The following is a 17027-nucleotide window of genomic DNA, read 5'->3' as shown; positions in this document are numbered from 1 at the left end:
TCATACATATCAGTTATGACAAAAAATAACGGGTTGTTTTTTGTCTGCGGAGGAGTGTCACGTGGAGCAGCATTCAGGCGACTTTAGCGTCACCGTGCGCGATGTACGTCAGTTGAACCAGACAGAAGGCGATCTGCTGACGCTGCTATGGGTGCTGGAGGGGAGCGTAAATCTGACGGAGGCGGAAGGTGTGCCGCAGCCGCTCGCCGCCGACGAGCTGGCGATCGTTAACCGCAACCGTCGCTGGAGTCTGCGCAGCGCCGGTACCAACGCAGTGATGATCCTGACCCTTTCCGCCAGCTGGCTGACCCGCCTTGACAGCGCTTTTTTTGCTGTCGACTATCAGATAACGCCGCGCACCCGGGATGCGGAGGACGGCCTGCGCCGCCTGATGCGCCAGCTGCTGGTGAGCGGCCTGGTCAAGCATCCCGGCCATTACCGACTGGAGGCCAACCGCTGGCTGAGTGAGATAGCGCTCCTGCTGGCCACGCGCTTCAGCCAGCCCATCGCCTCCACGCCGCGCCGCGGAGCGGAGAACTGGAGCCGGCGAATAGCCAGCGTGGTGGCGCGGATCGACGCCAACTATCAGCGCCGCCTCTCGTTGCAGGAGGTGGCGGCAGCGGAATTTGTCTCCGAGGCCTGGCTGTCACGCTTATTTCACAAAGAAGTCGGGGTGAGTTTTGTTCAGTACCTCACCGCGCTGCGCCTGCGCCACGCCGCCGATCAGTTGTTGACCACCCGCAAACCCGCCCAGCAAATCGCCCGCGAACAGGGGTTCGCCAGTACCCGTATGATGAGCGATCTGTTTAAGCGCCAGCACGGCGTGACGCCGCGCCAGTATCGTGAACAGCATCCCCGGGAGCTTGCCCGACCGCGTCCGCCGCAGGCCGACCGCTGGCAGCTGGTCGCTGTCGACCGGCTCTATGCTCGCCTCAATGAACCGGAACCACGCGACCGGGAAAGTCCCCCGCTGCCGATCAATCCGCCGCAGACCCGGGAGATCAACCTGCACGATCGCCCGGCGCGCGCCGCTGTGCTGCGCCATACCCGGATGGTGGTGACCGTGCGCGAGCTGGACGACCTGCTACGGGAGGATGTGCGCCGGGAACTGGAGCAGCTGCACCGCGCCCTGCCGGTGTATGCCATCGATATCAACGATCCCTTTCTCAGCAGCCGGCTGTTCGGCACCGGCTGGGACGATCCGCAGATGGCCGGCTACGCCTGCTGGTATAACCTGCAGCAGATTTTTAGCTGGCTGGCGGCGATGGGCTGGAACGTGATCCTCCACACCGGCGTCACCACCCGCAGCGACCTGCTGCAGCGGTTTCTGCTGCTCGCCGCCAACCATTTTCCGCCGGCCACGCTCAACAGCTGGCGCTTTGTCTGGCACTGGTCGCCGCAGGCCAGCGAAGCGACCCGCCAGGCGGCCTGGCGCCAGCAGCGCGAGGTTCTTCACCGCCTGCTGCCGCAGCCGCAGCTGGGGATCTGGCACCGCTTTGCTCCCAGCGATCCCGGGAACGATCCGCTGTTTCACTCACCGCTGCTGGCGGAGGCGGATTTTCTCGCCTGCCAGGCAGATGCCAACGAACAGCTGGATCTGGCGCAGGCAGACAGCAGCCGCCTGGCCTCCAGCGAACATTATCCGCTGCACAAGCTGCGGCAGATCCACAGCGCCCTGCGCCAGCGACAGCTTAACCTGCCGCTGTGGCTGCTCTCCTGGAATACCCTGACCGGCGATACGCGGGATACCAACGGCCGCTTTTTTCGCGGCGCGCTGTTGATGGATAATCTGCTGGGGGTGGCGGACCAGGTCTGGCTGGCGGGCTTCTGGTTAAATTCAGGCCTCCAGGGCGAAGCCCGCGCTAACGGGAAACTCGATACCTCCAGCCTGGCGCTGCACTATCTGCACGGGCTGCCTCGCCCGGTTTACTGGGTACTGTGGCTCTGGCGGCGGCTGCGCGGCGAGATCCTGTTTCAGGATAAAAACCTGCTGTTGCTTCACCACCAGGGGCACTACCAGCTGCTGCTGCGCAATACGGTGGTCTACAATCCCTGGCTCTCCAGCGAAGCGGCCTTTATCCAGCGCTTCAGCCAGCCCTACAGCGTGCGGCTGCAGGGTCTGGAGGGCGGCTGGCGCGTCAAACAGCACCTGTTCGATCAGCATCATGGCGCGTTATTCCCGCTGGTCGACGCCTTTCGCAGCCGCAGCGGCCCCGACGCTGAGGATTACCAGTGGTTGATGCATCGGGCTCGTCCGGCGCTCAGTGTGGAAGATGCCCGGCTTGACGGACACTGGCTGCGGGTCGACTCGCTGGAAAGCAACGCTTTGGCGCTGTACGAATTTACGCCTCAGCGCGCTCCCGGCGAGGATCCCGCCCCCGCAAGCAATCCGTGAATTTTGCGCTGGCTCTCCGTCGTCGCCGGGTTGAAAACCAGCAGCGACAGATCGGGGCGGCCTTCTACGGCAAAAGAGGTGAACTCCAGATCGAGCGGGCCCATCTGCGGGTGGTGAATGCGCTTATAGCCTTCTCCGTGGCCGGCGACGTCATGGCTTTGCCAGAAACGGGCGAACTCAACGCTCTGCTGCGTGAGTTCAGCGATCAACTGGTCAGTTTCCGTCGTCGCCCCCATCCGGGTGACGTCGGCGCGAAAAGCGTTGACGATAAGCTGCCCCACCGTCTGCCAGTCCTCCAGCGTGCAGCGGGCTTCAGGTCGGGTAAACAGGCGACGCAGTACGTTGCGCTCCGCCAGCGGTAGCTGGCTGTAGTCGGTCAGCACCCTGGCCGCCGCCGCGTTCCAGGCGATGACGTCCCAGCTGGCGGTGCGGATAATCGCCGGAATGGTAAAAGCGTCAAGCACCCGCTGCAGCCGCGGCGTCATATCATCTGTCACCGTCAGACGCGTCTGCGGCGGATGGCCAAAGGCGAGAATAAACAGATGCTCGCGCTCCGGGGTGGTCAGCCGCAGACCGCAGGCGATCCGCTCCAGCACCTCGCGGGAGGGCGCCCCGCCGCGCCCCTGTTCAAGCCAGGTATACCAGGTCGGGCTGATACTGGCGAGCTGCGCGACCTCTTCGCGGCGCAGCCCCGGCGTGCGCCGACGTCCCGGCGGGAAGCCAAACGTCGCCGGATCGAGGCGCTGGCGCCGGGCGCGGAGAAAATCGCCTAAAGCATGGTTGTCAGAAGTGTTCATCATCTGCCTGTGGGTTCTGCCTGTTAGAATTTATACCCCGATAATGTCTCTACTTTTATAGTATGACATCGCAGGTAGGATACGCCTGAAACCCGTTCAGGAGATCCATGATGCGTATATTTCTTACCGGCGCGAGCGGATTTATCGGCTCACGTATTCTTCCGGCCCTGCAGGCGTCGGGCCATCAGGTTATCGGCCTCGCGCGCAGCGACACCGCAGCGCAGACCCTGGAAGCGGCAGGCGTCGAGGTGCACCGCGGCACGCTGGACGCCCCGGACTCGCTACTGGCTGGCGTCGAGGGCGCTGACGCGGTGATCCATACCGCCTTCGACCACGACTTCAGCCGCTTTGCCGCCAACTGCGAGAAAGACCGCCAGGCGATCCTGACCATGGGTCGGGCGTTGCAAGGCAGCGCGCGGCCGCTGGTCATCACCTCCGGCACATTGATGGGCGACGACGGGGGCGGCGTCCCGGCCCGGGAGTCGTTCTTCAACTCAGGGCACCCCAGCCCGCGCACCGCCTCTGAGCTCGCCGGTCAGCAACTGCTGGAGGCGGGAGTGGATGTTCGGGTGGTTCGCCTGCCGCAGGTGCATGACACCGTGCGCCAGGGGCTACTGACCAGCTATATCGAACGCGCGGTCGCCAACGGGACGGTGGCCCTGCGCGGCGAAGGAAGCAACCGCTGGTCCGCCGCCCACGTCGATGACGTCGCACGTCTGTACGTTAGCGCCCTGCTGCAGGGCGCGGCCGGCGAGCGCTACCATGCGGTGGCCGAAGAGGGGATCGCGTTACGCGAGATTGCTACGGTAATTGCTCAGGGATTAAACCTGCCGCTGACCCACCTGGATGAGTCGCAGGTCGATGCCTGGTTCGGCTGGTTTGCGCCATTTACCGCCCTTGACCTGCGCGCCAGCTCAGCATGGACCCGTGAGCGATTGCAGTGGCAGCCGGTTGGCCCCGGGCTGCTGGAGGACCTGCGGAATATGGATTACCAAAAAGTGACGTTGTCACGATAAGCGAGCGAAACCCTCTGTTTAATTTTCTGACGGGCTCGCCCTCTGCCCGTCAGTCCCTCTGCTTTCTCCCCGCTATACTGAATATATCTCCCCGGCGTCAGCGTCTGTTTCATCGTCTGGCAAACCGCGGCCAAACAGACCTGACTGGCGATATCGGCGATAAAAAGTTACCATGTTTCAATATACAGACTCGGTTCCGCTACTATTTTAATCAATTGACTGAATACTATACGCTCCCGGTAACCGCATTATCCCTCAGGCTTGTTGAAGGCGGTGGTGAATGTCTATAAATCTTAATAAGATAGAGTTCAACTCTATAATCAAACAGAAAATATGCGCCTGAAATTGTCATCTCTCCTGGCAGCCGTTTCCCTGCTGTGTGGGCAGGCCTTTGCCGCCCCTGTGCTCCCTGACCGCGCCGATATCCGCGACAGCGGTTTCGTCTATTGCGTCAGCGGCCAGGTGAATACCTTTAATCCGCAGAAAGTCAGCAGCGGCCTGATTGTCGATACGCTGGCCGCTCAGATCTACGATCGTCTGCTTGACGTCGATCCCTATACCTACCGGCTGGTCCCCGAGCTGGCGGAGAGCTGGGAAGTCCTTGATAACGGCGCCACCTACCGCTTCCACCTGCGCCGCCACGTCCCGTTTCAACGCACGGCATGGTTTACCCCGACGCGGGACTTCAACGCGGATGATGTGATTTTTACTTTTGGCCGTATTTTTAACCGCGACCATCCGTGGCACAACGTCAACGGCAGCAGCTTCCCCTACTTCGACAGTCTGCAGTTTGCTGACAGCGTGGAGAGTGTGCGTAAGCTGGATAATCAGACTGTGGAGTTTCGCCTCAAGCGGCCGGACGCCTCGTTCCTCTGGCATCTGGCCACTCACTACGCGTCAATTACCTCTGCCGAATATGCCGCCCGCTTAACAAAAGACGACCGCCAGGAGCAGCTGGATCGCCAGCCGGTCGGTACCGGTCCGTTCCAGTTGTCCGAGTACCGCTCCGGGCAATATATCCGCCTGCAGCGTCACCCCGACTACTGGCGCGGCAAACCGTTGATGCCGCAGGTGGTGGTGGACCTCGGCTCCGGTGGTACCGGCCGACTGTCGAAACTGCTCACCGGGGAATGCGACGTGCTGGCCTGGCCCGCCGCCAGCCAGCTGACGATCCTGCGCGACGATCCGCGCCTGCGCCTGACGCTGCGCCCGGGAATGAACATTGCCTGGCTGGCCTTCAACACCGCCAAGCCGCCGCTGGACAACCCTGAGGTGCGGCATGCGCTGGCGCTGGCTATTAACAACCAGCGCCTGATGCAGTCCATCTACTACGGCACCGCGGAGACGGCGGCATCCATGCTACCGCGCGCCTCGTGGGCCTACGATAACGACGCTAAAATTACTGAGTACAATCCCCAGGAAGCCCGCGCCCGCCTGAAGGCCCTGGGGCTGGAAAATCTGACCCTCAAGCTGTGGGTGCCCACCAGCTCTCAGGCATGGAACCCCAGCCCGCTGAAAACGGCGGAGCTGATCCAGGCGGATATGGCGCAGATTGGCGTCAAGGTGATCATCATGCCGGTGGAGGGGCGCTTCCAGGAGGCGCGGCTGATGGACATGAACCATGACCTGACGCTCTCCGGCTGGGCGACGGACAGTAACGATCCGGACAGTTTTTTCCGGCCGCTGCTGAGCTGCGCGGCGATCGCCTCACAAACCAACTTTGCCCACTGGTGTAACCGGGAATTTGATGACGTGCTGCAAAAAGCGCTGCTTTCGCAACAGCTCTCCTCGCGGATGGACGCTTACAAAGAGGCACAGCGGATCCTCGCCCGCGAACTGCCGGTCCTGCCGCTGGCCTCCTCGCTGCGTTTGCAGGCCTATCGCTATGATATGAAAGGCCTCGTGCTGAGCCCCTTCGGTAACGCTTCGTTCGCTGGCGTATCGCGGGAGAAAACCGAAGAGGTGAAAAAACCATGATTATTTTTACCCTGCGTCGTCTGCTGTTGCTGCTGGTCACCCTCTTTTTTCTGACCTTTATCGGCTTCAGCCTGAGTTATTTCACCCCTCATGCGCCGCTACAGGGCGCCTCCCTGTGGAATGCGTGGCTGTTCTGGTTTCAAGGGGTGCTGCACTGGGATTTTGGCGTCTCCAGCATTAACGGCCAGTTGATTTCTGAGCAGCTGCGCGAGGTGTTCCCGGCGACCATGGAGCTGTGCATCCTCGCCTTCGGCTTTGCCCTGCTGATTGGCATTCCGGTGGGCATGATCGCTGGCGTAATGCGCAACAAATGGCCTGATACCCTGATCAGCGCCGTCGCGCTGGTCGGTTTCTCGATCCCGGTGTTCTGGCTGGCGCTGCTCCTGACCCTCTTCTTCTCGCTGACTCTTGGCTGGTTTCCGGTCTCTGGCCGCTTCGATCTGCTGTATGAGGTGAAAACCGTCACCGGTTTTGCGCTGATTGACGCCTGGATCTCGGACTCGCCATGGCGCCATGAGATGATCGTCAGCGCCGCACGGCATATGGTGCTGCCGGTGCTGACCCTGGCGGTGGCGCCCACCACCGAGGTGATCCGCCTGATGCGCATCAGCACCAGCGAGGTGTATGACACCAACTATGTCAAAGCGGCTGCCACCCGCGGCGTGTCGCGACGCAAAATTTTACTGCGCCATGTACTGCACAACGCCCTGCCGCCGGTGATCCCGCGCCTCGGCCTGCAGTTTTCCACCATGCTCACCCTGGCGATGATCACCGAGATGGTGTTCAGCTGGCCCGGACTGGGACGCTGGCTGATCAACGCGATCCGCCAGCAGGACTATGCGGCGATTTCCGCCGGCGTCATGGTGATTGGCGCACTGGTCATTATCGTCAACGTGATTTCCGATATCCTCGGTGCCATGGCTAACCCGCTGAAACATAAGGAATGGTATGCCCTACGATAGCAGCTACAAAACAAATGGCTTTATCATTTAAAAACAATGAGTTAATATTTTAAATTGTGCAATTTTCCTGATTTTAATACACAATTTTGTACACATTGTTTTTGACGTCTGCTCCGACATTCATCAGTTAGATGGCTGTCGGAGTTCTCTTCTTATGTTTCCTCCACACCTTCTATACTTTCAGTCTAAAGACTGGAGGTAACCATGTGCGGACGCTTTGCTCAATCACAAACCCGTGAAGAGTACCTGGCTTATTTGGCTGAAGAGGCCGAGCGCGATATCGCTTATGACCCAGAACCAATCGGGCGGTACAACGTGGCGCCGGGCACTAAAGTTTTGCTCCTGAGCGAACGCGACGAACAGTTGCACCTCGATCCTGTCCACTGGGGTTATGCGCCTGTGTGGTGGGATAAACCGCCATTGATTAATGCCCGGGTTGAGACCGCAACCAGCAGCAGAATGTTTAAACCCCTGTGGCAGCACGGTCGAGCGATCTGCTTTGCCGATGGATGGTTTGAGTGGAAGCGTGAAGGAGACAAGAAGCAGCCTTACTTCATTCACCGTAAAGACGGCAAGCCCATCTTCATGGCGACTATTGGCAGCGTCCCTTTCGAGCGCAGAGATGAAGCAGAGGGATTTTTGATTGTGACCGCTGCGGCCGATCAAGGGCTGGTCGATATTCATGACCGCCGTCCGCTAGTACTGACGCCTGAAGCAGCCCGCGAATGGATGAGGCAGGATGTAGGAGGTAAAGAGGCGGAGGAGATAACAGCAAATGGTGCAGTGCCAGCAGATCAATTCACCTGGCACCCTGTATCCAGCGCGGTGGGTAACGTGAAGAATAAGGGACCAGAACTGATAGAAAACTCAGCTAAATAAAGTTGTCATATATCCCCTTATGATTGACTATTTTTTGCTAATTTCAGTCATCAAGATACTTAATATTTCCGTCACAAAATCCGCAACCAACCAGCCCGCTCATTTCACTAACTGATGTAGAGCTTCCTCCACAGTAACCACAAGTACCTATTGAATGATGAAAAACAAGGCAGTTCGTACACAGATATCCACCTCCGTACTCACATACCGTCTCATAACCTTCGCAATCGGAACAACTTGCTGGAAGACCCGAATAACTAAATTCTTCCGGTTTGCCAATCCACTCATCCAGCAAGTCGTACCGTGATGAAGAATAATTACAGTTACTGCAATTGAATTGCGTTCCACCGGTAGCCCCCATATCCTGCTTTACCCCGCAATCAGGGCATGTCACTTCGACATATGGATCAGCCCTGCAACCGCACACTAAGCAATCGGCCTCGTGAAGAGTATTCCCACTTTCCTCATTGATAGGCATGTCAACGAGAGCTTCTTTGCTGCAGGCACGACAGGTTGAAATCGTGCTTCCCTTATTTCTTAGATTATCAAGAGTTGGCTGGAGATAACGAAATTTTGCATCAGCATAAAATAACGAACTCCGGAGCATACGGTCCTCATCTGATGCCAGCTTTGAGTTTAGCGGTTCTCCAAAAAGGTAGAACCACTGATCACGCATAAAACGGTTTAGCGCAAACCAAGCATCAGCCTGTTCATCAAGAATTGTCTTCACTTGAGTATCTGTGAAATCTGAATGATAAAAATGAACTACACGGTTGCGGTGGTCCTTAACTTTTTTGAATACAGCGATGGTTTCTTTCGGTAAGGGATTTTGAAGCACATCACCTAATCGCTGACAGGTTTCATCATACGTGATCGACTGGAAATCACCGGCAAGGTATTTTGCTTTTTCAATTTTCCTTCCGGAACACACTAAGCTCCAGTGTTCGTGTACCAGCGGCACTTTCAACATGATCTCAACCGCTGTCCAGAAACTGACAATCGAAAATTTCGTCTTGGAGGCTTCCAACTCTTCGCGTGCCTTATCCAGAAATTCCAGACCGTTGTTGATCAGAGCTTGAACGTCTTTAGATACAAATGATTCATCATCACACTCAACGCTGTAGTTTTTATTTTTCATAGTTTCAACCTTTTTATATTCATCTAGCAATCATCGCAAGTCCCCCCGCTTAGCCGGAACACTCACTTTAGAAATCTCTTAACTGGCTGATTATTTCCTTGTCCATCCCGATGGGACTAATACACCTATGCGTTTGTTAAGATCTTACCCATGCTAAGAACCTTTATGAACTTCCGCTTTTCGCTCCTAAGCGAACTGAGATAGCAGTAGAGCTTGTAATAGTACAATGCAACATTCATGGACTGAATTATCTGATTTTAAGCAAGTCACTATATCTCGTGGTGTATCGAGGTGATAGCATTTCTCGCTTCATCTGCCAGGCAGTCTGGATCCCCTGCCCAGCAAAATACAGAGTTCCTCTTCCGTCTTTCGCATTGAGATAGTCGAGTACTTCCATGAGTTTTTCACTGTTCTTTCGTGGTGCGTTATCATCGAACAGATTCAGTTGCGCTACGCCCTGGCTGTAGAAATCTCCTAGCATTACTCCTGCTTTCTGGTAGCGATGCCCGTCTCGCCAGATTACATCGAGACATTTTGTCGCCGCGGTGATTATGTCCCTGCTGTCTTGCGTTGGGGTTAACAGCTTTACCGATGCGCTGTTTCCGTAGTATGGCTCGTTAAGCGCAAAGGGGCTGGTTTTAACGAACGCTGAGATGAACCGACAATATTGATGCTCGCCACGGAGTTTCTCCGCTGCACGTGAGGCGTAGCTGCAGATCGCCTGTCTCATCTCATGGTATTCAGTGATACGGCCGCCAAACGAGCGGCTGCAGACGATTTCCTGTTTTACCGGCGCGAACTCCTCAAGACCGAGACATGGCTCTCCGCGCAGCTCCCGCACGGTTCGCTCCAGAACCACATTAAAATGCTTCCGGATAAAACGGATATCGGTATCCGCCAGCTGCAGCACAGTTTTAATCCCCATGGCCTCCAGTTTTTTACTGATGCGGCGCCCGACGCCCCAAACTTCATCCACAGGAAGCAAAGCCATCAACTTCCTCTGCCTTTCCAGATTAGACAGGTCCACCACTCCTCCGGTCTGTCGCTGCCACTGTTTCGCAGCGTGATTGGCCAGCTTTGCCAGGGTTTTAGTCTGGGCTATGCCGACGCCGACCGTGAGGTGCGTCCTGCGCAGAACCGTCTCACGAATTTCCCTGCCAAAATCGGTAAGATCGCGACAGTTACGAACACCAGTCAGATCGCAAAATGCCTCATCAATACTGTAAATTTCGCACCGTGGAGAGAGTTCCTCCAGCGTTGTCATCACTCGGTTGGACATATCGGCATAAAGCTCATAGTTGCTGCTAAACGCGATAATACCGTGCCGGCGAAACATGTCCTTTTGCTTGAAATAAGGTTCACCCATTTTGACGAAGGGCTTCGCCTCTGGCGAGCGCGCGATCACACAGCCGTCGTTGTTTGACAGAACGACCACCGGACGCCCTTTCAGGTCAGGACGAAATACGGTCTCGCACGATGCATAAAATGAATTCACATCACAAAGCGCAAACATCTTAGCCAGCTGATTTAATGATGTACGTAACCACCCCGAAAACGTCGAGAGTATCCTCGCTACCGACGACTATCGGCGAATATGCAGGGTTCATTGGGTTAAGCTGAACCCGCGGATGCAGCTGCAGCTTCTTAACGGTAAATTCCCCATCCACAGCAGCAATAACGATATCGCCATGAACTGCTGTCCTTGAGCTATCCACAACCAGAAGATCCCCTTCCTCTATGCCGGCGTCTTTCATGCTGTCGCCGGCGGCTTTGACAAAATACGTCGCACTGGGGTGGTTAACGAGCAACTCATTCAGATCGATACGTTGCTCAACGTAATCCTGCGCTGGACTAGGAAAGCCGCACTGCACAAGGTCACTGAACAACGGTAGGAGCATGATCTGACGTAACTCAACGGGCGTGTAGAACTGCATAATAAACTCGCTCACATTAATACTGTTTTTATATACAGTAGTTTTATTCGCTAATCCGATCAATAGAGGTTTTAACTATCAATCAGGAGCATAGAGGGGGAAACCTGTCACCTTTGAGCCCCTGATATTGGTTTCACTTAGTGATTATGTTGTCTATATGCCAGCTATGGACTATCTTTTCTCAAAACCTGCTAGTGCAAAATGGATATAAGATGTCACAGACGGACTTGCTGATTGTTGTTTTTACGCTGGGCATTTTAGCCTTTGGCTATTCCATATGGTTCATTTCGTGCAGAATACTCTGCTCAATATTTCATAGACTTACAAAGAATGTATGAATTGTGATGGTATAGACCCAAATTCATGGTCCTTGTTCCTCGACGTCGGAGGTATTTACAGACCATCATCGCTCTTAACCTATCACATCGGCACCTACTTCATGTGTAACAACTCAGACCAGAAATATCTGGAAGCTTTGGGCGTCTTCTAGGAAGATAGGCGTGTGCGAAGACGCACACAGCAATGATGTTATGTAGTATTTTCCCCTTGAGTGTGCCTGCTCAAGGGGATTTTTTATCGCCGAATTGTACCGGCAAATATTTGTAAATCGTCTTCACGTCCACGCCTGTCACATCGGCCACACGCGACTGGACAGGCGGTTAGTCCGGTATGTTTCTCGCGCTACTACTGCTTACGTTAACGTCTGGTAATGATCTAGCGGCGCGACGTAAAGCGGCGTTGAAAGCAATTATAGTGACCGGCCGGCGTTGGTACTTCACACGGTTAGAATGGCTCTGAAATAAAAAAACATCTTCTGGATAGCGTTCTCTTCTACGAGCAATGATCCCCTCCACTGGAGGGGTTGATTCAACACGTAGCTCTTTCAGGTGACCCTGTTTTCGTATCAGTATCAAGCCATCATCAATATCATCATATCGAATACTCAGCAGCCTTCCAGCGCTTAAACCTGTGTGAAAAATTAACGCCCACAAGTCTGCCCATGTATCTGAGATGGAAACAAGATTGCTGTTAATAGTTAAAAATTGTTCAAAACTTATTGTTTTCTTACCGTTCACGAACAAACCAAACTGTTTTCAAAACTGAAAGTACTTATTATCTCAAATGTTACATATCACGGGAAGGGCAGGAATCCTTGATCGCGGACGGCAGCAGGAAAGTATTTGTAGATCGTCTTCACCCCCACCCCTATCACATCTGCGATCTGTTGCCGGGTAGCGCCGTTCTCCAGCATTCTGCGGCACCGCTCCACCACGACTTCAGTCATTACCCGGCGGCGGCCGCCGACTCTCCCCTGCTCCCTCGCAGCGGCTAAACCGGCTCGGGTACGCTCCACTATTAACTCGCGCTCCATCTCCGCCAGGGCGCTCATAACGTGGAAAAAAAAGCGGCCTGCTGGCGTACTGGTATCGATGCTGTCGGTCAGGCTGCGGAAATTCACCCCACGCGCCTGCAACTCCGATACGAGCGTAATCAGATCGCGCACGCTGCGGCCAAGCCGATCCAGTTTCCAGACCACCAGCACATCGCCGGGCAATCATCAAAGCCAGGCTTACTGATGATATGCGTTACCACATCTATCAGCTCGACATCAGAGAGCACGTCTCCTTCGATAGCATCACCATCTTCCGTAATGAGTGATCCACCAAGAAATCTGGCAAATTTCTGCACCCCACAGTATGAGATAAGCAAAACGGCTGTAGCTAAAGGCACTGAGGAGCGCTCAACTACGGCGACTCCTCGCTGAGTATTGACGAACATTGCATACTGACTTATGCCGGTAGCTTCGTAGATTGGCTGTTGTTGAAGCATGATCTGCCCTCCGACAATACTGTTTTTATATACAGCTGCTTTATAAAAAGTGAAGATCAAGAGATGTGGTATCTATCAATAATGTGTTACGAAATAACACATTGATTTTATTGACTTTACAATCTTTTTATATGCAAAACTCATGTCCACCGCGATCACTTCTTACTTAAGTGTCTATAAATTCGGAATTTGTAGTGCAGACAGTTTTCAATATCTGTGCTAAAACATCATAAGTTGATTTTTATGTACCGCTTAACTTGTTGAGTTATTTTATAATGAAGCACAAAAGAAATTTATCATTTGATCTTTTAAAGGGTTTTCTAATTATTCTTGTTATCACAGGTCATATTCTTCCTGGCAAAGCAGACGAAGGATTAAGAGGTGATATATATTATTTTCACATGCCTCTCTTTTTAGCTATTACTGGATATTTCATTAAAACAAAAAATCTAGAGCAAAAATCCACCATATTATTAATTAAATATAAATCAAGACTACTCACACCATATATAATTGCCTTTGTGGCTTACACTTTATGTAATTTTTATTATTATGTAGGAATTAACAAATTACAAACCAAAGATATTATTTCCTCAGTCATCTATCCATTTTATCACCTATGGTACATACCTGCTGTTTTGATATTTATTTTTTATACAAAATTTATTTATATAAGTAATAAATTAGTCTTTATAACCTTTGTCGCGTCAGCGATAGTATCTATTACGTGGTATGCTTATGGCGATTATTTGACTAATACCATCCCTTTACTAAAATACATCGGTGACAAAAGATTCTATTATTACTATTCATTTTTTTTAATGGGATACATGCTAGGAAATTGTACCATAACCAGCATGAAACCATGGGTGTCATTAGCTATATGTATCATAGCGATACTGTTGAACAGTTTTATTGACCAGAGTCCACTTTTCGGTGCCATACTTTGGTATTTATTTAACATCTCACTAATAAACTTAACAATCAACATATGTAAAAAACCACTAACCATCAATGCAAATATAATTACAAAACTCGGCGAGACATCTCTTCCAGTATATCTTTGGCATGTAGCCATTATAATTTTGGTCACCAGACTTACTGATAATAACAGTTCATTTTATTATATTGCGGTGATTTTTTTAACAATCGCTCTGATAGCTTTTTCAATACTTTCAAAAAACAAGTGCAAATTATTAGATAAATATTATTATGGTGAACCGACTCAGGTAGACAACAAATAAAAACAGATAGTATTTAAAATAATATGGTGGCATTAATCAATAATTGCCACCTATAAAAAAAGGGAGGGGTATAGTATTATATATATCCGTTTAGCGGGTTAGCCTATTCTTCATGTGAAGTGAACAACTGTATATTTAAGCATCAGCACATCATATTTATTATTAAATATTCACACCAAAGGCCGAAGCCAATGCGGAAACAACTTTAGCCCTTTGTTTGGCATTATGGTACTGCCGGAACGCATGCATTCTGTTCAGGGTCATCTCGCTTTCCTGCCCGGCCGTATAATAATTATAACCTATCGTAAAATCGCCTGTCGCTTCGCTGATTAAAGCCTGACTGACCTGAGGCATTGCGGTGATAACTTCAGCTCCATTGAATCCGACAAAGACCTCTTTACTGGCAACTGAATAACCGCATGATACGATTGCCGTATCGGTTGATGGCCTCGGTACGTGGACTGTCGCTACGTTTACTGGTGTTCCAGGATCGTAGGTGAATTGCAGTTCATTATTCGACGTATATCTCCTGAGGTATACCGCCTTGTTATCATTGCTTGTCGCCGCCTCAACAGCCCCCCATTTAAAGTAAACATCATTCGCAGTACCAGCGATAAATTTACCTACCAGGTAGAAGGTGACCTCGCCATACCCGGCAAGGGAAGCAAAAGGGTTTACAAGCAAACCCTGGGCGCCACTGAAAACCAGACCGACAAAGCCAGCATCATCAGTAATAATTCCCGGGTTTTTGGCAACTTCCGGAGAGGTATAAATGATAGATGGCTGCATATAATCCGCGACTTTAACCAGTGAGTCAGTTTGATCTGTGTATGCATTTTCCGCTGCGATATGAATTCCATCACTCAGCATGAGGGGCATCACATCGCTGTCCAACGATGACGGGGACTGTAAAACAAGCGATTTAGACATTAGAAGGACTCCAGATAATTAAGGGTCATATACGATTCCGACTGAACAACATTCATAACAGCAAAGAAGGTGTCACTGTTTCCAGCCTCATCCTCTGTAGACCATGCCATCACCAGGTTATTTCCTATAACGTCCATACCCTGCACACCTACGTTAGTGGAATTTCCGCTGGGTATCGCGGAGTTCAGTATCTGCCCAATTTTCATTTTGTAAAATGAAGCCACAGAACTACTGTAAAAATCAGATGGCGTTCCAAACCATAAATTCATTATCCCTGTGTTATATCTCTCAATGAATAACGCTATCATCATCCCGTTAATGCGTTTCACTACCACACCACTGTAAATCACGTTTTCCGGGGCGTTATACATCGTAAACCCTGAAAAATCAGGTCGCATGAAATAAAACTTTGACGGGTATGCTGTATCCTGCGTTCGTATACCGCCATAAATATATCCCGTACCATCCTGAACCAGATCGATACCTAGTGTTGGTTCAACCAGCTTGGTCGTAGGATAAGCACCATCGGCAATAGCGTCGAATGTTGTGATGGTGTTCAGTGGGTCGGAAATATCAAATGACAGAAAGCCCATCCGGGATGAGTTTGCAAAATGATACCCTGTATACATCCTGCCGTTATAATATAAAAAATCGTGATACAACTCAGGAACATATTGTGTTCCGGATATTTTCTGGGTTAGTGGGATTTCCCCTATTTTTGACCATGTAACTCCTCTGTCCGTGGACCTGTAGATATTATGAGCAGTTACTCCCTGAGCGTTATTCGTGCCGCGGCTTCGTATGATTCCCCACAGATGGTCCGCGCTATCGCAGCCCAGTGCCCACCAGTCTGAACCACGCGCTTTTCCTTCGCTGGCGATGGGCTCAATGGTATCGCTCCATGTTTTGCCTTCATCATCACTGTAGCGAAGCGCACATAATTGGTCACTACTACCGTGAGCCGACGCATGATTGTACCCAACATAAATTCGCCCGGTAGAATCATGACATACTTTGCCCTGAGGCCATGAATTCAATGTAAAACCAGTGTTTTTAGTTACCCTGGATACCAGAAGGGACTGGGTTGTAAGCGCCCCACTTTTGTCCGTTGCATAAAATGTTCTTCTAATCTGAGAGAGGCCGTCAGCTTCTATTTCAGCTATAGATTTTATTGCCTGCGCGATTTGGCTCTGATTTTTTATGGCATAGATTTGTTGGATAGGGATAGCAAGCCCTCTGAGCCATACCATTCCATCTGGTGTTACCGCTATTGCCGAGCCACCGGTGGAATCATCTATTGACGCTACCTGAGAATATGTTTTAACACCAGTTATTTTTTCATCAACACCTGAGGAGATGTTTTCTCTCTCCCCCATTCTTTGGCTTTCGCCATTCTTGAATATAATATCAATTATATTACCAGTGGCATCGATCTGTTTATAAATAAACGGATCGCCATCATTACCGTAAAATATCCTGGTGTTAATATCGTCAATCTCAGCCTGTGATGGCATTTTCCGCCCAGTAGGCTCCAGCGTTCCAGCATTATTGATCACCTCAATAGCCAGCGCGCTATCGTCAGGGCTGCGGTAATAGGTAGCACTGCCATCGGGAATGTTGGCAATATCAGCCTGCGCTGCCGAGAGAGTCATATACTGGCGACTGAGGGGGATCAGGTTCTGACGGGTTGCCTCTGTAAGGGCTTCATTTTTCGCCATCATCTGACGCCACGTATCGAGCGGTTCACCTGCGCGGTCGTTAACCGTTCCGGCCGGACCGTTAACCAGCTCGTCAGCGCGCTTGACGTTATCCAGGAAAATTTCAGGCGTCGTCGTTCCCAAAGGCGGGTTAAGTTCGGCCATGTTTTTGCTCCAAAAAAGGCGTTCGCGCAAACGAGGGTTTGAGCGAAAAGAGTTAATTAGGGG

At 52.0% G+C, this 17027-nt stretch carries 14 protein-coding genes and 1 pseudogene; 6 read left to right on the top strand and 9 right to left on the bottom strand.

Annotated features, from left to right (window positions below; genetic code table 11):
* Positions 1-61 precede the first annotated feature (61 nt).
* Positions 62-2395: a helix-turn-helix domain-containing protein gene (locus A1WC_RS14845; protein ID WP_008805237.1), complete on the top strand. Its 2334-nt coding sequence runs from the start codon at positions 62-64 to the stop codon at positions 2393-2395.
* On the opposite strand, the gene A1WC_RS14850 is transcribed toward A1WC_RS14845, so the two are convergent.
* Positions 2350-3192, bottom strand: a complete 843-nt coding sequence (locus tag A1WC_RS14850) for a helix-turn-helix transcriptional regulator (RefSeq protein ID WP_016160844.1) — start codon at positions 3190-3192, stop codon at positions 2350-2352. The genes A1WC_RS14845 and A1WC_RS14850 overlap by 46 nt on opposite strands.
* A 107-nt stretch (positions 3193-3299) precedes the next feature.
* Between A1WC_RS14850 and A1WC_RS14855 the strand changes: the two genes are divergently transcribed.
* The 4 genes from A1WC_RS14855 to A1WC_RS14870 all read left to right on the top strand — a co-directional run bounded on the left by A1WC_RS14855 (position 3300) and on the right by A1WC_RS14870 (position 8026).
* Positions 3300-4208, top strand: a complete 909-nt coding sequence (locus tag A1WC_RS14855) for an SDR family oxidoreductase (RefSeq protein WP_162823127.1) — start codon at positions 3300-3302, stop codon at positions 4206-4208.
* A gap of 333 nt (positions 4209-4541) precedes the next feature.
* The gene (sapA, locus tag A1WC_RS14860; RefSeq protein WP_012542027.1) at positions 4542-6185 is read left to right on the top strand and encodes an ABC transporter substrate-binding protein SapA; all 1644 of its coding nucleotides are present in this window, start codon (positions 4542-4544) and stop codon (positions 6183-6185) included.
* Entirely contained in the window at positions 6182-7147 is a 966-nt protein-coding gene (gene sapB / locus A1WC_RS14865) for a putrescine export ABC transporter permease SapB (protein ID WP_008805241.1), read from the top strand. The genes sapA and sapB overlap by 4 nt, the downstream gene beginning before the upstream one ends.
* 204 nt (positions 7148-7351) lie before the next feature.
* On the top strand, positions 7352-8026 hold the full coding sequence (locus A1WC_RS14870) for an SOS response-associated peptidase (protein ID WP_016160842.1): 675 nt from the start codon (positions 7352-7354) through the stop codon (positions 8024-8026).
* A 43-nt stretch (positions 8027-8069) separates the two neighbouring features.
* On the opposite strand, the gene A1WC_RS14875 is transcribed toward A1WC_RS14870, so the two are convergent.
* From A1WC_RS14875 to A1WC_RS14895, 6 genes and pseudogenes are all read right to left on the bottom strand, one after another.
* Entirely contained in the window at positions 8070-9164 is a 1095-nt protein-coding gene (locus A1WC_RS14875) for a hypothetical protein (RefSeq protein WP_016160841.1), read from the bottom strand.
* Positions 9165-9411: 247 nt separating this feature from the next.
* Complete coding sequence (locus tag A1WC_RS14880; RefSeq protein WP_016160840.1) at positions 9412-10677, bottom strand: Y-family DNA polymerase; 1266 nt, start codon at positions 10675-10677, stop codon at positions 9412-9414.
* 1 nt (position 10678) lies between these two features.
* The gene (locus A1WC_RS14885) at positions 10679-11098 is read right to left on the bottom strand and encodes a translesion error-prone DNA polymerase V autoproteolytic subunit (RefSeq protein ID WP_016160839.1); all 420 of its coding nucleotides are present in this window, start codon (positions 11096-11098) and stop codon (positions 10679-10681) included.
* 659 nt (positions 11099-11757) lie between these two features.
* Positions 11758-12180, bottom strand: a complete 423-nt coding sequence (locus tag A1WC_RS26140) for a hypothetical protein (protein WP_004892499.1) — start codon at positions 12178-12180, stop codon at positions 11758-11760.
* A gap of 50 nt (positions 12181-12230) precedes the next feature.
* A pseudogene (locus tag A1WC_RS14890) lies at positions 12231-12650 on the bottom strand (recombinase family protein); the annotation flags it as partial.
* Complete coding sequence (locus A1WC_RS14895; RefSeq protein ID WP_016160837.1) at positions 12590-12928, bottom strand: hypothetical protein; 339 nt, start codon at positions 12926-12928, stop codon at positions 12590-12592. The pseudogene A1WC_RS14890 and the gene A1WC_RS14895, both read right to left, overlap by 61 nt.
* 275 nt (positions 12929-13203) lie before the next feature.
* On the opposite strand from A1WC_RS14895, the gene A1WC_RS14900 reads away from it, so the two are divergent.
* Positions 13204-14172 carry an acyltransferase family protein gene (locus A1WC_RS14900; RefSeq protein ID WP_016160836.1) on the top strand — a complete coding sequence of 323 codons (969 nt, stop codon included), beginning with the start codon at positions 13204-13206 and terminating at the stop codon, positions 14170-14172.
* 162 nt (positions 14173-14334) lie between these two features.
* Here A1WC_RS14900 and A1WC_RS14905 read toward each other — a convergent pair whose 3' ends face one another.
* Positions 14335-15102 carry a hypothetical protein gene (locus A1WC_RS14905; protein WP_016160835.1) on the bottom strand — a complete coding sequence of 256 codons (768 nt, stop codon included), beginning with the start codon at positions 15100-15102 and terminating at the stop codon, positions 14335-14337.
* Positions 15102-16964 carry a sialidase family protein gene (locus A1WC_RS28275; RefSeq protein WP_016160834.1) on the bottom strand — a complete coding sequence of 621 codons (1863 nt, stop codon included), beginning with the start codon at positions 16962-16964 and terminating at the stop codon, positions 15102-15104. Before A1WC_RS28275 ends, A1WC_RS14905 begins: the two co-directional genes overlap by 1 nt.
* Positions 16965-17027 lie beyond the last annotated feature (63 nt).

This window comes from Klebsiella sp. KTE92 (assembly GCF_000398905.1).
Taxonomy (GTDB): domain Bacteria; phylum Pseudomonadota; class Gammaproteobacteria; order Enterobacterales; family Enterobacteriaceae; genus Klebsiella; species Klebsiella variicola.
Note: the sequence above shows the minus strand (reverse complement) of the source record. Positions and strands in the feature narration are given on the sequence as shown.

Bases quoted from the DNA above. Each gene is read 5' to 3' on its own strand.
- A1WC_RS14850 (WP_016160844.1), bottom strand. From the start codon at position 3,192: ATGAACACTTCTGACAACCATGCTTTAGGCGATTTTCTCCGCGCCCGG.
- A1WC_RS14855 (WP_162823127.1), top strand. From the start codon at position 3,300: ATGATGCGTATATTTCTTACCGGCGCGAGCGGATTTATCGGCTCACGT.
- sapA (WP_012542027.1), top strand. From the start codon at position 4,542: ATGCGCCTGAAATTGTCATCTCTCCTGGCAGCCGTTTCCCTGCTGTGT.
- sapB (WP_008805241.1), top strand. From the start codon at position 6,182: ATGATTATTTTTACCCTGCGTCGTCTGCTGTTGCTGCTGGTCACCCTC.
- A1WC_RS14870 (WP_016160842.1), top strand. From the start codon at position 7,352: ATGTGCGGACGCTTTGCTCAATCACAAACCCGTGAAGAGTACCTGGCT.
- A1WC_RS14875 (WP_016160841.1), bottom strand. From the start codon at position 9,164: ATGAAAAATAAAAACTACAGCGTTGAGTGTGATGATGAATCATTTGTA.
- A1WC_RS14880 (WP_016160840.1), bottom strand. From the start codon at position 10,677: ATGTTTGCGCTTTGTGATGTGAATTCATTTTATGCATCGTGCGAGACC.
- A1WC_RS14885 (WP_016160839.1), bottom strand. From the start codon at position 11,098: ATGCAGTTCTACACGCCCGTTGAGTTACGTCAGATCATGCTCCTACCG.
- A1WC_RS14895 (WP_016160837.1), bottom strand. From the start codon at position 12,928: ATGCTTCAACAACAGCCAATCTACGAAGCTACCGGCATAAGTCAGTAT.
- A1WC_RS14900 (WP_016160836.1), top strand. From the start codon at position 13,204: ATGAAGCACAAAAGAAATTTATCATTTGATCTTTTAAAGGGTTTTCTA.
- A1WC_RS14905 (WP_016160835.1), bottom strand. From the start codon at position 15,102: ATGTCTAAATCGCTTGTTTTACAGTCCCCGTCATCGTTGGACAGCGAT.
- A1WC_RS28275 (WP_016160834.1), bottom strand. From the start codon at position 16,964: ATGGCCGAACTTAACCCGCCTTTGGGAACGACGACGCCTGAAATTTTC.